The organism is Paraburkholderia suaedae (genome assembly GCF_040812055.1).
In the GTDB taxonomy this organism is placed as follows: Bacteria; Pseudomonadota; Gammaproteobacteria; order Burkholderiales; family Burkholderiaceae; genus Paraburkholderia.
On record NZ_JBFOAH010000047.1, the window covers coordinates 1 to 16,086 of the forward strand.

Annotated in this window: 14 protein-coding genes; 1 reads left to right on the forward strand and 13 read right to left on the reverse strand. The window is 58.9% G+C overall.

Annotated elements, in window-relative coordinates; translation table 11 throughout:
• Window positions 1-515 precede the first annotated feature (515 nt).
• From ABQJ48_RS34920 to ABQJ48_RS34945, 5 genes are all read right to left on the reverse strand, one after another.
• On the reverse strand, window positions 516-1,496 hold the full coding sequence (locus tag ABQJ48_RS34920; RefSeq protein ID WP_367842474.1) for a hypothetical protein: 981 nt from the start codon (window positions 1,494-1,496) through the stop codon (window positions 516-518).
• Window positions 1,497-1,864: 368 nt separating this feature from the next.
• Complete coding sequence (locus ABQJ48_RS34925; protein WP_367842475.1) at window positions 1,865-3,223, reverse strand: KAP family P-loop NTPase fold protein; 1,359 nt, start codon at window positions 3,221-3,223, stop codon at window positions 1,865-1,867.
• 606 nt (window positions 3,224-3,829) lie between these two features.
• Entirely contained in the window at window positions 3,830-4,510 is a 681-nt protein-coding gene (locus ABQJ48_RS34935; RefSeq protein ID WP_367842476.1) for a papain-like cysteine protease family protein, read from the reverse strand.
• 459 nt (window positions 4,511-4,969) lie between these two features.
• The gene (locus ABQJ48_RS34940; protein ID WP_367842477.1) at window positions 4,970-5,929 is read right to left on the reverse strand and encodes an SOS response-associated peptidase family protein; all 960 of its coding nucleotides are present in this window, start codon (window positions 5,927-5,929) and stop codon (window positions 4,970-4,972) included.
• Between the two features lie 830 nt (window positions 5,930-6,759).
• Window positions 6,760-7,395, reverse strand: a complete 636-nt coding sequence (locus ABQJ48_RS34945) for an MEDS domain-containing protein (protein WP_367842478.1) — start codon at window positions 7,393-7,395, stop codon at window positions 6,760-6,762.
• 165 nt (window positions 7,396-7,560) lie between these two features.
• Here ABQJ48_RS34945 and ABQJ48_RS34950 point away from each other — a divergent pair, with 165 nt between their 5' ends.
• Window positions 7,561-9,807, forward strand: coding sequence for a GAF domain-containing sensor histidine kinase (locus ABQJ48_RS34950; protein ID WP_367842479.1), 2,247 nt, complete (start codon window positions 7,561-7,563; stop codon window positions 9,805-9,807).
• A 530-nt stretch (window positions 9,808-10,337) separates the two neighbouring features.
• Here the strand turns inward: ABQJ48_RS34950 and ABQJ48_RS34955 are convergent.
• The 8 genes from ABQJ48_RS34955 to ABQJ48_RS34990 form a co-directional block, all read right to left on the reverse strand.
• Window positions 10,338-10,922 (reverse strand): hypothetical protein, encoded by a 585-nt coding sequence (locus tag ABQJ48_RS34955; protein WP_367842480.1) that lies wholly within the window; start codon window positions 10,920-10,922, stop codon window positions 10,338-10,340.
• Window positions 10,919-11,401 (reverse strand): glycoside hydrolase family 108 protein, encoded by a 483-nt coding sequence (locus ABQJ48_RS34960; RefSeq protein WP_367842481.1) that lies wholly within the window; start codon window positions 11,399-11,401, stop codon window positions 10,919-10,921. The genes ABQJ48_RS34955 and ABQJ48_RS34960 overlap by 4 nt, the downstream gene beginning before the upstream one ends.
• Complete coding sequence (locus tag ABQJ48_RS34965; protein ID WP_367842482.1) at window positions 11,388-11,582, reverse strand: hypothetical protein; 195 nt, start codon at window positions 11,580-11,582, stop codon at window positions 11,388-11,390. Before ABQJ48_RS34965 ends, ABQJ48_RS34960 begins: the two co-directional genes overlap by 14 nt.
• Before the next feature lie 63 nt (window positions 11,583-11,645).
• Window positions 11,646-11,942, reverse strand: a complete 297-nt coding sequence (locus tag ABQJ48_RS34970; RefSeq protein WP_367842483.1) for a hypothetical protein — start codon at window positions 11,940-11,942, stop codon at window positions 11,646-11,648.
• Between the two features lie 2 nt (window positions 11,943-11,944).
• Window positions 11,945-12,391: a hypothetical protein gene (locus tag ABQJ48_RS34975; protein ID WP_367842484.1), complete on the reverse strand. Its 447-nt coding sequence runs from the start codon at window positions 12,389-12,391 to the stop codon at window positions 11,945-11,947.
• Window positions 12,391-13,635 (reverse strand): hypothetical protein, encoded by a 1,245-nt coding sequence (locus ABQJ48_RS34980; protein ID WP_367842485.1) that lies wholly within the window; start codon window positions 13,633-13,635, stop codon window positions 12,391-12,393. The genes ABQJ48_RS34975 and ABQJ48_RS34980 overlap by 1 nt, the downstream gene beginning before the upstream one ends.
• Window positions 13,635-14,486: a hypothetical protein gene (locus ABQJ48_RS34985; RefSeq protein ID WP_367842486.1), complete on the reverse strand. Its 852-nt coding sequence runs from the start codon at window positions 14,484-14,486 to the stop codon at window positions 13,635-13,637. The genes ABQJ48_RS34980 and ABQJ48_RS34985 overlap by 1 nt, the downstream gene beginning before the upstream one ends.
• A gap of 1 nt (window position 14,487) precedes the next feature.
• Entirely contained in the window at window positions 14,488-15,990 is a 1,503-nt protein-coding gene (locus ABQJ48_RS34990; RefSeq protein ID WP_367842487.1) for a hypothetical protein, read from the reverse strand.
• Window positions 15,991-16,086: the final 96 nt, after the last annotated feature.

Below are 16,086 nucleotides of genomic sequence, written 5' to 3' on the forward strand. Positions count from 1 at the left end.
CGCGTGAAATCGCTTGATCCAACAACCGTATTAACACGACTCGCGCCGATTACCGCGACGCGGTAAGCGCAGATCTATCGCCACGCAACTTTACCGGTCCCGTGTGCCAAATTGAGCGCTTACGAAACAGGGGCGCCGGGGATAACGATCTCCATCTCGCCGAATGGTGACGGCGCCACCCCTGCGTTCGCCAGTTCAATTGCCTCGATTAGTTCGTTTGCCATATGTTCATATTGTGGTTTGGACCAGCCTACTTTGCGTCGTGTGGCGCAAGAATAGCGCCCCCCGCTAATGAAAGGCGAGAACGGAGGACTGGGTACAAGCATTCTTCTTTTGGATTAAACAGAATCTTGACCCGAAGAAATACAATGTGGATCGCGATCCAAGCTGGGTCGAACCGAAGCCCGAAGCGTAGGCGGTAGCTCAGTGCGCCGGTCACCGTCCAGCCGCGCTGATGAAGGGTTCGCGTCAGCGTGTCGAGCTCTGCCGGAAGGCATGCGTTGCAATACGTCTATTCACGCGGCCGTCTCCCGAAGTTGATCAAGAATGGTCTGGACTGACGTGGCAATGTATCTAGCCGTCAGCGATTTGGTCATAGGTGAACGGTATGCATACCCTGAAAAGTCATCGTTTCCTGTGGACTTCAATCTCAGAGACTGGAAAAAAGTCGCGTCAAGGTACAAATCTGCCGGAGCGTGAACGTTTGCGTGGATTGATTGGCGAGCTGCCTCGTCTATCGCCATGAGTTGGGCAAAAGGGAGCCCGAGGGTGTTCAATGAAACATGATTTCCGCTTGCCGACCGGTGCAACGGTGTGTGTTCGGCATAGGAATTGAGGCCTTGTGTCATGATCGCGTACGCTGGGACGCCAAGCGACTTTTCAAAGGCACAGCGCAGTTCGACGACCACTGGCAGCAGCATTTCCGGCGCGTACGTATAGCGTATCTCGCTACCGACGTGCCCGACTGACCAAGCTTGCTTGACTAACAGGCTGTCGGCGAACGATATGAAGCCGAAGTTGGGGTATCTGTCCGCAATAGCATCAATCTCATCTCGCAGGTGCCGCAAGGACCCCGCGCTCAATTTCCCCGCACGAAGAAGATCCTTGATACCGATCGCGTCGACGATTGCGAACGCCGCGAGCGGACGCTCGTGTAGTTCTGTCAGCCAGTCTGACCGAACGAAAATCGTCGGCTTTTCATCGTACTTCCATATATCGACACATGCCACGAATGCAGACCTGGGTAAAAAAACTGATACTTCGTGGAATCGGTCAAAAGTGTTTGGATACCAAGACAACTCTATCCATTCGTGGTCGACGGATCGAGCTGCTGCATGGCTTACGAAACCACCGGCCAGGTTGGCACGTTTTCCTTCGAAGTGGTTTGTCCATTCGCTCTCATAGGCCTCAATCTCGCGTTCGTCCCTCACGAGAATGTCACGGTCCAAAGGGACATCGACAAATGCTATCGAGCCAAATTCTGCGCGTTCAAACATGCATCTCTCCGTACCATTCGACTGATGATAAATTCCTACGCTTTTGCGGCGATGGCCCACTGCCGACCCGTTCCACCTTCCGCACTTACAGCTGGTTTCAGGTGTCGTTTATAACGAAGAAGCGGGCCGACGGTGTCCAGATCGCGTTCGCCTCATGCAAAGGCCATATGCAACGACAACCAGGCAACTCAGCAGTCGGCAGCACGCGACCCACTGCGGGCGGTCGACCCGCCGCGGACTATGTGGCGGCTATCAAGGTACGACGGACGTTCGATTAGTCCCAGTGAAGTACGGGAGTTAGCCCTTCCCTGCCGTTGGGATTGACTGGTCTCTACGTCGGCAAGGTGGCCGATAGGGTATTCAGCTTTTCAATGATCCTCTATTGGCAGGTCAATCATCCCGGCAGCACGGGCGAATGGGTCGCCAGATGGGCCCCTCGCATGCGCACCGAAAAGCATCGTGCTGTTTTCCCTGAAAAATGCCGCGTCCTGCTCTGACAATGTGATGCGGTGTCGTAAATGGAGGTAAAAAAGCGTGCGAAAATAAGCCGACGGAAAGCTGTTCCTAGCATCGCTGTCTGGTGGAATGTGCTCCTGCAGAAATTTCTCAAGCGTTTCGTGAATTGTCGCAGAGCCCGACCTGATCTGTTGAAACCATGCTGGTCGCTTAAGCTTCAGTGCAATCAGATAGGAAATCAGCCCAGACCAGCCGGTATCTGCCATGATGAATAGGGCGCAACCGCGCTGTATATCTCGGAGCGATAGATCCATCACGTGGGCCCATTCTGAGAATGTTGCGATGAAGGCCTCCAAGCTACCTTGCTGTGTGTTATCGAACCCGTATTGGCGCAGCGTATCCGCTACGAATACGCGGCGGGTTTCAGTTCCCCGATCCATGTCGCGCTTGGTCGGCCCGGGAAGTCGCCAAGTCAAATGTAGGAACTTGCCGAGATAGGCGCTCGCGTCCGTATCCGGTCCGTAGACGCCGCAAATGGCTTTCTCTAGTTGCTCGCGATTCATCAAAAGCACAAACACTAGATTAGGGACATCGAAAAAGTGTTTAATTCTTTCGATGAGCCTCACGGCGAATGAGGGGCGGCAGCGGTCAAGTTCGTCAATAAACACGATGACGGGCTTTTCCTGTTTCGCTGCAAAATCTGCAAGCGCCTGCCGGAAGTGGGTAAGCGACTGTTTCTCCGCTTCGTGATTTTCAAGCTTCTGCCGCACCCATTCTTCAGCCGCGTCCGATGATTTTTCCGGTGCAGCTTCGATTGCGCCCTGCACGTCCTCTGATATATCGGCTGCGCCAAGTACAATTCTGCCGGCAAGGTTGATCAACACCTTGGTGCCTAGGGGAAGGCGAGCCTTCATAACGGCGACAGCACGATGTTTCAGCGCCTCGCCGTGATCGTTGCTAGTGAGATTCGCGATTTCGGCTGCGATCAGCAGGAACGGATCTTCCACAAAGTCCTGTTGAAACGCATCGATCGTGGCGACTCGATAGTCCCGCGCTTTCAGGTGAGCAGCCCAGTGCCTTCCAAACCAACTTTTACCTTCGCCCCATGGGGCGTCGATTGCTAGGACAGCACCATTCTGCAGCCTGTCAATATAACTTGTAAGACGTTCCGCCAATTTTTTCCGACCGAGCTTGTCGCCTTCGAACGGCGAGGTAACGTCAATGGCCTCGGGTGAAAGCGAGAGAGGGAACGACGCGATTGGATCACTCATGTCAGCTGAGATAGGGAGCGGATAGTACGAATATTGTGTCGTATTTCCCGCCGGAGGGACAGCGGATGTGTCGATGTCGGGAAAGCGATCTGTAACTGCCTCACAAATGCCTACAGCCGGACGACGGCTATCAATGAACTGCCATCGACTCTGTCACGTTCGGTGGCCGCTTCCGGAACGCGACCGACGCTCGAATGCCCAGTTGTGTCTTCCAGTAAACGTCGCTTCTTGGCCGCGTGCTGCCTCATGCAATGGGCATGCGCCCCTTCAACCCTTGCCAGGCTGCGTTCGTCGACCCTGAACGGTCCTCCGGTGCCGCACGCAGGCGCCGGCCGGATTCGAACCGTGAACTGACGTTCGGTTCCGCTAGAACTGAACACGGTCTTGGATCGCAAAGTTCAGGGCAACTTCATTGAGCGCGCATCAGCACTGGGCACCCATGTCGCTCACAGCGAGGCTGTAACCTCCATCGGGCCATCCCGTGATTCCGCCAATTACATTACCTTCACCGGTAGACCCAGCTAAGCAAGCCGTATGACACCAAGTGTCGCACCGTTACTATGCGGGCCTGCGCAATACGTTACCAAGCGCGTAGACGTTCAACGTTTACCCGAATGGGTAAGGACGTGACGGAAACGGTGTACCGTATTGCCCAAAGCTGAAGATCTGTACCGTACCCGCGGACGCTGCTCGTTCATAGAATGTGACAAAGTCGATGAACGACTGGCGAGATCTGACACCTCCATTTGGATCTAGTACCGTTGCGATTAAGGTGTGCGGGGATGAATCGTCTCCGCTGAGATCTGACAAGACCTTCATATGTCCAATCGAGCCACCCCCCTCGTTTACGCCAAAAACCATCAGTGGCCCGAAGCGCAACTGCTCCAACCACCATGGCAAATCGAACGACGCGAAGCCATTAGCCTCAAATCCGAGCCGTTTACCGAGTTCAGGCACGTACTCGATATGAAGTCCGCCTGCTTCAGGTGACTTCGTCCAATCGTAGAAGAGACTGCGAAACGGATCCCCTAGATAGTCTGCGACCTCTCGCATCCCAACGGAGCGCTTGACCGAAGCCGACAACATCATTGCAGAGCTCGCTAGCCAGCAAAGATTTGCGCTTCTCTGGTCGACCGGGGAAACGGTCCACGCATTGGGTTTTATGATCGCGCCGTGTGCTACCGGACCAAGCAAACTCAACCCAGCAATAGCCAACAGCTGGCGGCGCCGCTGCTTGGGTTGCGTAGAAGCAATTGACGAGGGATTGACGTCGAGTAGAGCATTCATAGATTTTCTTCTTTGAGTTCGGTCATGGTTGCCGACAGAATAACGGCACGAACAGAGATTTATTGACCCTGGGGTAAGTAGGCTTTCGGTAGCGGATGTAAGTAAGTGTGCACGCCGCATCGGGGCGCACGATGAGTCCAAGAAACTCAACGCAAGAAGGGTGGAATTGGTTCAGCAACAGAGGCCAGCACCGAAACAGACCAGCTCTGGTTGGGGGCTATGAAGCGCCCATGAAGCTGCAATGGGCTACGACTGCGCATCTGGTACTCAAAGCCTTCATGATCACCACTGCGTCACCGTCGAAGCTAACACGGAAATGGCGTCGATGAACGCCCGGTCTCGGGCAGCGGTAGCCAGCCGTTCGAACAACTCTGCTCACGCAACGACGAACGTCTGGAACTGGCCCGAAACCGGCCCAGCGCGGCCCGCCCCCGCCCCTCCGCGCCCGACCGAAGGCAGCTATGCCGCGAGTCGATGTTCATAGTATGGTCGATCGCGATCATCCAGAATGGCGTGCAGCGCCCCTAGATTCGTCGGATTCGGCGACAGCCACGCGTCGATGTTCTCCGGTTTGATGGGGACGATGCATCGGTCGTGTCCGGCCACGGCGACTTCTTCCGGCGGCTCGTCGGTGATCGCGGCAAACGACAGGAGGTCCGGCTCGCCTGGCGCCTTCCAGTGCGACCACAGACAGGCAACCAGCATTTCTCCGCCGGTATTCGGTCGAAACTCCAACACCACGTTTTCGTCCTTTTCGCCGTCCTGCAGCTCGCGCCCTTCCATCTTGGCGCGGCTGACGTTCTCGAAGAACGCGTTGATGACCATCAGCCCGTGCGAATAGCCGAACAGATCCCGCCAGAAGCCTTCAAGGTTGTCACGGCGCGCGTTGTAAGTGCCCGGGAACTTCGTGTCGTAAAACTTCGGTTTACCCGCCGGCCGGCACTGGTAGCGCATCGGCTTGATTACCCGCTGGCCGTTCTCCATCACCATCACCGGTGCGTACGTGCCTGGGAAGATGCGCGAGTCGCGGTCCTTGAGTTCCGTTCGCATTAAATCGTCGAGGCGGCGGATCGTCGCGTCGATCTTGTCCGTGGCGATGCGTTTGCTTTCTGTGGCCGCCTTGGTGGCTTTCGTTTGAAGTATCCGTTCGGCGTCGGCAAGTCGGGTCCGCTGCCTGAATAATTCCTGCTCGAGTTCGGTGGCCTGCTCGGCGTTGAACCGGTCGATTGCGGCCTCGATCTCGCGCTGTTCCTCGCTTTGAGGTTCGGCGAACGCCGCGTCCATCGCCTTCGGAATCTTTGCCTTGCTTCCGTTGGCGCGCTCAAAGTAGAGCTCCGCGAACTCCCGTAAGCTCAGGCGCGCCCCAAATGCTTTCACGAATTTTCGATAGTCTGCAACGATCTGCGCTGAATAGCACATGGCCGGCTCCCGGTTTTTGAGACGGCTCTATGATACCGCCGCAAGTCCGGGGTACCCTGTACGTTTATACAGTAGTTGTCATGGGCCTATCCAATCATTCGGACACCGACCGCCCCTGCCGGTCCTGTGAGCTTGGGGCGGCGATGTTACCGACGGTCATGTGCCCGCTGTGTTCGCGACAGCGTGCAATCGTTGCGCGCTCTGAATTGGGCTGGGCATTCTGGGTAAGAGCGACCGGGTCTGACGACGCCCCCCGGCACAGCCGTTTCGCCCCCTCAGTTCAGGGCTGGAATGACAGGCGCAACGCCCGTCAATCAAGCGCCACCCCCTTGCTTTAGCAAAGCTGTAACACACCGGACTTCCCGTGGAGAATTGTCAGACGACTGGGCAGCGCCGTCTTGGGCGCTTTCCGACGACAATCGGCCATCGAGAGATATTCACCGGGCGCAATTGATCCCCCGAAGTCTTTCGGTTAACGGCCATTCCAAAGTCCGGCGACGAGGCGGTTGCTCCGTGCAGCTGGCTCGGTTTCGGAGTTTCAGTCCGGCTGAATGCGCGTATTTGGTCGGGGGGCGGTCTCTTCCTCCCACCCCGAAATTTTTCGCAAATCGTGCATAAATACGGAGACCGCCAAAGCGACATCATCATCAATCCACGCCCGCACAGGACGGTGGTAAAAAGATAGAGGATGGTTCCGCTCGCGCACCGTAGAACTCTCGCTGCTGGGCCTTCTGCTCAACGGTGAAAGTATTAGCGAAGTGTCCAGGAAGGCCCGGCAGTAGTCAACCGACCAGATCCCGCCGGCGAAGCCGCAATCACTCGGTCGCAGCCTATGGCAAACGGCTCCGCAATTCGCGCAGGAATTCATCGGGAGGCACAAAAAACGGATTTTCCTGGAGATTCCCGCCAATGATCACCAGCGGGTGCGTACGAACCACATCCATGATCACACTGGCGCTAAATTTCGCGAGGTCATAGACGCAGACAGTAATGTGATCGTACTTTGGCAGGAGGTAATTCAGCCGTGCTTCATACTCGACGAGGTCGGTGACGCCCGGCTGATCCTGCAGCGCCCAATCCATGCTCGCCCAGAGGCGAGCATGGGAGAAACCATCCACATTGCTGGCGGCATAGAGCCCGTCGATCAAGCTGAGCATGGCATCCGGATTGAAACGCCCGCCACGCAGATAGGCTTCCTCCCACGGGTGAATCTCGATTTGACCGCGCTGGCGCAGCGCGACGACGTCGATGCCTGACTGCTCCAGCCAACGAAGGTGTTCTGCCCGATACTTAGGATCAAGAAGGAAGATGGATCTTTCACTCTGGTCCACCGTTTCTTTGATGAAGGGCAGTAAGACGCGATACTCTTCCGCGCGCGAGTTGAAGAACGCGCAGGCGTGACGGCTTTCCGTGAGCATTTTTCCGGCGAGATGCACGCACGGATCCCTTTTCGTCGTATCGGTCATATTTTCTACTCCTACCGCAGTCCAGCCGGGCCTGTCACAGCGCTGTTCATGTATGTTCTGCGTTTTTGCCCGCCGAAACGGCCTACAGAAGAATGTATGAGAAATGCTCTTATACTGTACCCCAGCTAGAGGCCTGATCCAAGATGTGCGCGGGAGCGACAGACTGTGGCACAAGACGTGAAGCAAGTGGGGGCAGATGTGCACGACGAGACATCGCGGCTGCGAACTGCGCTCAGGGATCTGGTAGCCATTTCCGCCGTCCCAGCCGCTTGGTTAGGCAGGGAACCGCAGGCGATCGCTGCAGAATTTGCGGACGTACTCGTCCGATCGTTGCGTCTTGATTTTGTTTTTGTCCGATTACTCGATCCTAGAGACAATATCGCGATCGAAGTCACGCGAGGAAACGCATGGCTGGAGTTTCCCAAATGGCTGCAGCGCCGCCTCACCGAGGGCGGCCGGTTTCTCCCTCGTGAAATCGTCTCGGGCATTGGCAGCGATGCCCATGAGGGGCGCGGTATCGTCATTCCCATCGGTGGCAATTCCGAGGGTGGTCTGGTTGTCGCGGCACGTTATCACACCGGTTTTCCCGACGACATCGACCAACTGCTGCTTTCCGTCGCGGCAAATCATGCCGCAACTGCGTGTCAGAACGCGCGCCTGATCGCGGAGCGGAGGCGCGCTGAGGAAGCGTTGCAGCAGGCCCGCGATGACCTTGAGACGAAGGTTGCGGAGCGGACCGCAGAATTGAGCCGGACGTTCAAGGTCTCGCAAGCGCTCTCGGGCGAGATCGTGCAGGACAAGCTGCTCGACACGCTCATGCGCACAGCGATGGAGCAGGCGGGCGCGGATCGCGGCCTTCTGCTCCTGGCGAGTGGAGAGGAACCAACGATCAAAGCGCAAGCGGCGATCAACGGCGACAGGGTCTTTGTGCAAGTGCGCGACGAGCCCGTGACAACGACGATGCTGCCACAATCCATGCTTCACTACGTCTTGCGCACCCGGGAAAGCGTGATTCTTGATGACGCGGTGAATGAGGGTTCGTTCGGCTCTGATCCCTACATCCGACACCGTCGGGTCCGCTCCGCGCTGTGCCTGCCGCTGATCAACCGGGGCGAGCTGATCGGCCTGTTGTATCTGGAGAACAACCTGGCAACGCATGCATTCACGCCCCAGCGCATGAGGGTCCTAGAACTGCTGGCCTCACAGGCCGCGATCACCCTGGAGAATGCTCGTTTGTACCGCGATCTCGCAGAACGCGAAGCGAGGATCCGGCGCCTTGTCGACGCCAACATTGTCGGCATCTTCATCTGGGACTTGGCAGGAGGTGAGATTCTCGAGGCCAATGACGCATTTCTCCGTATCGTGGGATACGACCGCGAGGACCTCGTGTCAGGGCGTATGCGCTGGACGGACCTGACGCCGCCGGAATGGCTCGACCTCGACCACAATCAACGAATCCCGGAGCTCAGGAGGACCGGGACGTTACAGCCCTTCGAGAAGGAGTTCACGAGGAAAGACGGCAGCCGTGTGCCGGTCCTGATCGGCGCGGCGATGTCAGAAGAAGGTGCGAACCAAGGTGTCTCTTTCGTGCTCGATCTGACCGAGCGCAAGCGGGCGGAAGCCGAAGCGCGCGAGAGCGAGCGGCGCTACCACGAAGTGCAGATGGAGCTCGCGCACTCGAACCGGGCTACGACGCTGGGGCACCTCACGGCCTCGATCGCCCATGAAGTGCAGCAACCAATCGCCGCGACAGCAACTTATGCTTCGGCCGCCTTACACTGGCTGGATGCCAACCCGGCGAACCTGGGCGAGGTCAGGCAGGCGCTCGATGGCATCGTCAATGAGTCAATGCGCGCTGGCGGCATCGTCAGCGGGATTCGCGATCTGGTCAGGAAAGCGCCTCCACGCAAGGACAGGGTGGACATCAACGAGGCGATCCGTGAGGTGATCGAACTGACACGGGGCGAAGCGGCGAACCACGGCGTCTCCATGAAGACAATACTCGGGGATGGTTTGCCACTCGTCCTGGGAGATCGCGTGCAGCTGCAACAGGTGATGCTCAACCTGATCGTCAATGCCGTCGAAGCGATGAGCGAAACGAGCATGGGACCACGCGAGTTGCTGATCAGCACGACCGGGGACTCATCGAATGGCGCGTCTATCGCCGTGCGGGACTCTGGACCGGGACTGCCCGCAGAGTGGATCGAGCGCGCCTTCGATCCGTTCTATACGACGAAGGCACATGGCCTGGGCATGGGCTTGTCGATCTGCCGTTCGATCGTCGAGGCGCACGGGGGACGGCTTTGGGCGAGCGCAAACGCGCCGTGTGGCGCCGTCTTTCAACTCGTTCTTCCGCGCGGGGAAGTCGAACATGCCCCGTCCAGTGAGAACGACGGTCTGCCGGTGGCGTGAGCAAGTAAATGCCTCCCGGCGATCTTCTCCGTAGCCGTTCGATAAGGGACGAAGCCAAAGGAAGCGCCGCCTGAGCTACCAAATCGATAGCTGATTTTGGAACGACGTGACCGTCCATTCCCAGCCGCACTCGAGACGTCCGCTGGAATTCGCCGACCCGCAGGGATGGTTCGTTCACTGCCGTTATTTGACGGTCAGAGCGGCGGTTCGCTCGAAGTGCTCGTCGGTTGCCAGTTGGATAACCTATATCGGCCGTTGACTTGTTGACGGACCGACGACCACTTTGGCCGAGAACTTGCCGAGTGGCTCGAAGACATGAATGGCCGTTGTACCTGCCATAGATGGAATTGCCTTTTCTGGTTATGCGTTAGAATTCGGCCCGCCTACCGGTAGGTGTCAGGGCCTCGGCTAATTCACTGGGCTGTTCAGTGGAAAGGCGACCGGCAGCATGCGCAAACATGCTTCCGGTCGCCCTGTCTTTTTCCGCGCAAGTGAGCGCGGTCGAAGTGACTTCGCTAGGGCAACAAACCTCACCCGCGGTTGTCACTCGTCACGCGCGGGTCGCTTTGCATCTTCCCGCGGAACCATGAGGCGATGCCGAGTGGCGCGGCCATCGTAGTCATCACGGCCGCTTCGGCGCCGAGCATGCCGGGCAGCTGCGCGAGCACCGCCGGGTCAATTCGGAAGAACATCACGCCGGCGTACGCGGCGCCGACGGTGATGCCGGCGGATAGGCCGAGCAGGCCAAAGCAGAAGCCGATGAACGGGCGCCACGTGTACGTCGGCCAGTGATCGGACTTCGCCTCAACCTGCATCGTCTGGTTGACCACCGCCGTGTTGGCCTGATCGGCAGCGAGTTCGGCCTTCTCTACATCGGCGGCGATCTGCGCGAGCTGCGCCTGCTGGTCGAGCACCGCTTTCTGATACTGCATCGCCAGATTCGGGTCCGACTGGATGGCTGCGAGCGCGGCGTCGGGCGCTGACTGACCTGTCACAGTCTGGGCGATGCTGACCACTTTGCTGGCAACGTCTTCGGCCTTCGAGCCGCCGAGCCAGCCGGCGATCATCGGTACGAAGTGCGCGAGCGCCATTGCGATAGGGATAAGCGGCATCATGCAGCTCCTTTCATGAGGTTGTTGGCGATGCGATTCGTCCAGCCCTTACCGAAGGTGCCGAACGTCTTGAGTGACGTGAAATAGCGCAGGCGCAGCGCGTTCCAGCGCAGCACGAACCGCAGGGGATCGGAGGCCTGCACCGCCGCGATGGTCGCGGGCCCAATCAGCCCGTCGACCTTCGCACCGGCGGCGCCCTGCATCCAGATCACCGGATGGCCGCCGTTGTAGTTCGCGTCGAAGATCTGGAAGGCCACGCGCGCGTCGAGCTCGTCGAGCCGCAGCGGATCCCAGTACAGCTTCTTTGCGATCGCCTTCGCGGTGTCGCGCGGCAAGTCCTTCATCGGGCCGGTATAGCCCGACGCGCGAGCGACGCGCGCCGTGACGCCCCACATCGTTTCGCCGCCCGGATCCGCTGGATTGTTCGAGTAGCCGCCCTCGTTGCCGATGAGCGCATCGAAAGCGTCATCAAAACTGCTCATCACCGCCCTCCTCATTTCGCAAAATCTTGTCGCGAATCAAAACGTAAAGCTGGAGAACGGTGTAGATGGCCGTAACCCACAGCACGAAACTCGGCAGCGATTCGGTGATCGCCTGTATTGCGCTCACTGTGATGGGAGGTGCGACTTTTACAACGCTGGCGACCGTGTCGTTTTGAATCATCGAGGCCTCAAATAGAAAAACCCGCCAGGCGGCGGGTCGGAGAGTTGGTGAGCCTTTGCGGGATCAGTGAGGCAGCGTCGCGTTGGCCAGGCAGTGCCCTGCCCCGAACAGTGCGTCTATACATGGCGCCGCGATCTTCGCCCAGCGCTTGCCCTTAATTAGCGCGTTGCCGGTGCGCGTCGAAATGGTCTCGCCTCGAGCGCCGCCGAACAGCGCATTGCCGCACTCGTCTTGCGCAACGGCCATCGACAGCGCGCGGTCGGTCGATCCGAACGCAGCTTGACAGAGCATTGCGATAGACAGGATCGGCGCGGCCAGCGTGCATAGCGCCCACACCATCAGCAGTTTGAGTCGGCTCATGGTCAGCTCGGCCAGGTAGGCGTGGGCAGGTCCGCAATCAGCCCAGCAATCGTCGGCGCGGCGCGCTTCCCATCCTGAACGTCCGCGAGCGCCTGATAGCAATATGCCCAGCATGCGTCTCTCCATGCGACACACGCCTGCCCTTCGGCCGCAAACTTGGCATTCGTGCTGGTCGCATACGTGCACGCCGAAAGGATGCCGTCGTAGTTGCGTTCCTTTGCTGTGTCGTCCAAATGGGATTGCACCGCGACCGTGTAGTCTGAAACGGTAGGCGGCGCCGGAGCTACGGGTGGCGTCGGCACGATCGCACCATCCTGATAGCTCACGTTGCACCAGTTGAGATACGTCGCCTCGTCGACCTCAATGTGATTTGCCTCGTGCTCAGGCAACAGGTCTTGAATGTACGCGCCAGTGAACGGACCGTTTCCGTTGTATGTGAGGTATCGCATTAGGCCACCTTCGTAATTTCGACTTCTGTGTAAACTTCGCCAAGTCCCGCTCCGGATGTCATGCCGTATGAAGCCCCGGTGCCCGTGGCGATGTAGTGATGAACGGAAACAGTCTTCGTAGCTGACAACGTAAATGCTCCGATCACAAATGACCGAGATACGGTCTGGTTTGCGTACTCAGAGGTGCCTGCAACCAAGACAGCAGCATCAGACACGCTATACAAGCTGGCTTGGTGGCTAATCGAATATCCACCCTGTCCCACCGGCGCGCTGGCCTGGATTCGATACGTGCCTGCCGGCAACGTAATCTGGTTAGACGATAGCGAAGCGCCGGTTATCGTGTTGGCCACAACCGTGTTGAGTACGCGGTTTTGGCCTGACACGGAACCGCTCGTTCCGCTCGGCTGTTGCTCGCGAACGTGGATGTATGGCAGCGTCAAGAGAGGTAACCCACTAGCAGGCGTATAGCTGACAACGCGCGCGATGCCCGCGCCGTCGCCGCGCACCCTCATAGAGTCCCCTGCTGCCGTCGTTATGTTCGCGGCACCGGGAAGAATCAGCGACGCCGAGTTGGTCAGAGTCAGCGCCCCGTCAAACACAACCGTCCGCTCGGCGCCTGAGTTGAGCGTGATTGCAGTGATGGTCGTCGTACCGGTGATGTGCACGAGATTGCCGGTAGCAGTTTCGAGATTCACCGTTGCCGATGACGCGATATTTGCGCCCTTGACCTCGTCAATCGCGCCGGCTGCAGTACCCGCAAATGCGCCTGGAGCGCCGGACAAGGCCACAGTCCACGCTGCGAACGTTCCGGCACCTAGCGCTTCCGCCACATTGACGGTGAGCGCGCCTGTTGCACTGTTGTAGGCAGTGATGGCGCCGTACATAACGTTGGCTGGAGAAGCTGTATTCGCCACCGTTACGAACATTCCAACAACTAGCGACTTCCCGGACTGGACCGTCAGCGTTTGGGCGCCCGTGCCGATAGTCAGCGATGTCGTCGATGTCGCGCTCGTGCCGGGCGCGTTGACGGCGGTTGCTGCGCTCGCTGCCGCGTTTGATGCGCTTATAGACGCTGAGCTTGCACAACCCAGAACCCAATTCGCGATGTTGATGATGTTCGTGAACATCGGCAGCAGTCGCGTGCGGAAGCCGCCATTGGCGAGACCGGTGGTTGGGTTGCTGTCGTCAGTGACGGTCGAGCCGTCGCCGCCGACGTTGGTCGGAAAAGTAACTTGGTTTGTCATCAGGACGTTTCCTCGATTTCAAATGCGTTGCTGTTGTTGTTCAGAAACACGGTGGCGATCGGATTGAGCGCGCGCATGCGACCGACGAACGATTGCCGGATCAGGTTCATTGCATCTGTCGGATCCCATGCGACAAGCAGCTCGCCATCCATCCCGAGCGTTCGCTGCATCTCAAACACCGTCGCCTTCGCCTCCGCATCGCTTAGAAACCCGAGCGAGAACTTGTCGACTCGTCGCGGGTTTTTCCGGTCGAAATAAGGCGTGCCGCCCAGCGAGCGCGCAACCTTGGTGTCGGTCTCCCAATTGAACGACGCGCCGTAGGACATGTTGCTGGCGGGCTGCCAGCCAGGCGACAGGAACAGCCGGCCGAACTGCAGGTAGCCTGCCGCGTTTGCCGCATCGCTGAATAGCACCTTGACGTAGCGCGCGAGCACAATGCTTGGCAGAAGGTCGAGCAGGATGCCCGGATAGCCCGCGCGGGCGTCCTGCGAGATCGTGCCTTCCCACCAGTTGTCGTCCTCCCATTCGAGCGTGCCGAACGGATAGACGACCGGCCATGCAACCTGCCAGCCCGAGTCGTATTTGTTCGTGACGAAAGTCGGGTCATCGCCCATCAGCACGCGCCATTGGCCCTGTGTGCTCATGTTGTGGCTGATAAGCGAGATCACTTGCAGCTTGCGGTCTTTGCCGAGGTCGATGGCGAACTGCGTGTTGGCCGTCGTGCAGTCGGTCGTGCGTGCGACGCGCGCGAGACGCCGGTCCTGCAGGTTCGTCAGCGGCGCCTGCCAACTGCCGCCCGAGAGCGTCGAACCGTCCGTCAGGTTTGGATATGCGAGTAGGACATTTGCCACGTCATCCCCATAGCGTGAGAGTTGCAAGGTGCGTGTCGGCGCCCGCGTCCACGCCGACAACCACCATCAGCTTCGACGGCAGGCCGTAGCGTGGATACGTGAACGCGACCACGCTGCCGAGATCGAGCGTGCCGAGTTGCGAGAGGTCGATGTCGACCTTCATCAGCAGCCGGCGTCCCAGCAGCGCGAGCCGCCGCACTGCTTCCGCCAAACCATCGGATGCGTTAATGAGACCGGTGTCATACACCTGCGTTGTCGCTGACGGCCACGCGGTTTGAATCGCGGCGTTCGTTGCAATCTGGGTGCGGAACTGCTGCGCGAGCCACGCGCGCCGGTCCACGGTGACGCTACCGGCCGGCTGGTTCTGAACGGTGTAGTTCTTCGCGTAGTCGATCGTGACCTGATAGACGGGGATGCCCGCCTCCTGCACGTTGATCTGCTCGAGCACCACGTCATCAAAGGTGATGGCAGGCGACCCGCTCGGCGCAGTAAGCCGCCCCATTCGCAAGATGCCGAGCCGGTCGAACGAGTAGTACGCGCCGATGCTGCCTGCGACGAAATCCATCAGGCTTTGCGCTGTCGTCTGCCCATCTGCCCACACACCGCAGGGTGCGGAGTTCAGCGCATTGAGCGCCGCCACGTCAGCCGCGCTGATGTCGGCCGCAGTGAATCCGCTGTCGAGCGCAATCTGCTGCATGATGCTGGCCGCGCTTGTCAGCGATGGCGTCGAGGCGTCGCATGTCACCTGTGAGTTGGGACTGCTGCCGAGCCGGAAATAGCCTTGAAAGCACCTATAGTGGCCCGCAGCTGGCGCAGTCGCCTGCAAGTCAGCGAGGCTCGCATAGTCGGCGTCCCGCGTGAGAACCACGCCGTTGTCGTATACCACCGAAACGGCTGTAATAACGGCGTTCGCTTGATCCGAAGCCTGATAAATGAGCAGCGACGTATTCACGCACTTCGGCGCGATATTCAGTACCGAGCCATAGACGCGCGGCTTGTACTGGCCCGCGAGGTCGTTGGCCGTTCCATCGATGCCGTTCGGCAGCACATTCGTGCCGCCGTATGTCGGGCGCTGCTGCGTGAGAGCGAGCTTTTGCAGGCGATCGTTGACGACAAGGCTGAGCGCCGTCGTGTTGCTCACCTTCACGTCGCTGAGCGTGCCCGATGCCGTGACGGTCCATTGCGCGAACGGCGTGCCGAGCGAGCCGACGCGCATCGTGAACGGTCGCCCGTCGAATGCGTAGTCGGTCAGCAGGTAGTCGATCCCCCCATCGCTGTTTTCCAGCACGATTTCGCCGGGCGTGTTTTGCGACGCGCCGAAGCTCGCCTGCGCTGTGTTAAAAAGGGACCGCGCAAAGTGCGGAGGGGCACTCAGGCGCGGCTCGTAATACGCGTTTGCCGGCGTGTCGGACGGCAGCGTCATGAACCCATCGTCAGAGAAACGAAGAGTCTCCAATGTGCCGTCCGAAATCCGATAACCGGTGACATCGATCGCTATAGTCATCGCCTCACCATCAATCCCCGATCACCACTTCCGCGCGCACCGGGCCCGATGAAGCGCGGCGCAGTTGAAATGCGCTACTCTCCTCCTGCCGATCGA

Coding starts and splice junctions, on each gene's coding strand:
- ABQJ48_RS34925 (WP_367842475.1), bottom strand. CDS start 3,223: ATGAGTGATCCAATCGCGTCGTTCCCTCTCTCGCTTTCACCCGAGGCC.
- ABQJ48_RS34935 (WP_367842476.1), bottom strand. CDS start 4,510: ATGAATGCTCTACTCGACGTCAATCCCTCGTCAATTGCTTCTACGCAA.
- ABQJ48_RS34970 (WP_367842483.1), bottom strand. CDS start 11,942: ATGAGCCGACTCAAACTGCTGATGGTGTGGGCGCTATGCACGCTGGCC.
- ABQJ48_RS34940 (WP_367842477.1), bottom strand. CDS start 5,929: ATGTGCTATTCAGCGCAGATCGTTGCAGACTATCGAAAATTCGTGAAA.
- ABQJ48_RS34920 (WP_367842474.1), bottom strand. CDS start 1,496: ATGTTTGAACGCGCAGAATTTGGCTCGATAGCATTTGTCGATGTCCCT.
- ABQJ48_RS34955 (WP_367842480.1), bottom strand. CDS start 10,922: ATGATGCCGCTTATCCCTATCGCAATGGCGCTCGCGCACTTCGTACCG.
- ABQJ48_RS34960 (WP_367842481.1), bottom strand. CDS start 11,401: ATGAGCAGTTTTGATGACGCTTTCGATGCGCTCATCGGCAACGAGGGC.
- ABQJ48_RS34980 (WP_367842485.1), bottom strand. CDS start 13,635: ATGACAAACCAAGTTACTTTTCCGACCAACGTCGGCGGCGACGGCTCG.
- ABQJ48_RS34945 (WP_367842478.1), bottom strand. CDS start 7,395: ATGACCGATACGACGAAAAGGGATCCGTGCGTGCATCTCGCCGGAAAA.
- ABQJ48_RS34975 (WP_367842484.1), bottom strand. CDS start 12,391: ATGCGATACCTCACATACAACGGAAACGGTCCGTTCACTGGCGCGTAC.
- ABQJ48_RS34965 (WP_367842482.1), bottom strand. CDS start 11,582: ATGATTCAAAACGACACGGTCGCCAGCGTTGTAAAAGTCGCACCTCCC.
- ABQJ48_RS34990 (WP_367842487.1), bottom strand. CDS start 15,990: ATGACTATAGCGATCGATGTCACCGGTTATCGGATTTCGGACGGCACA.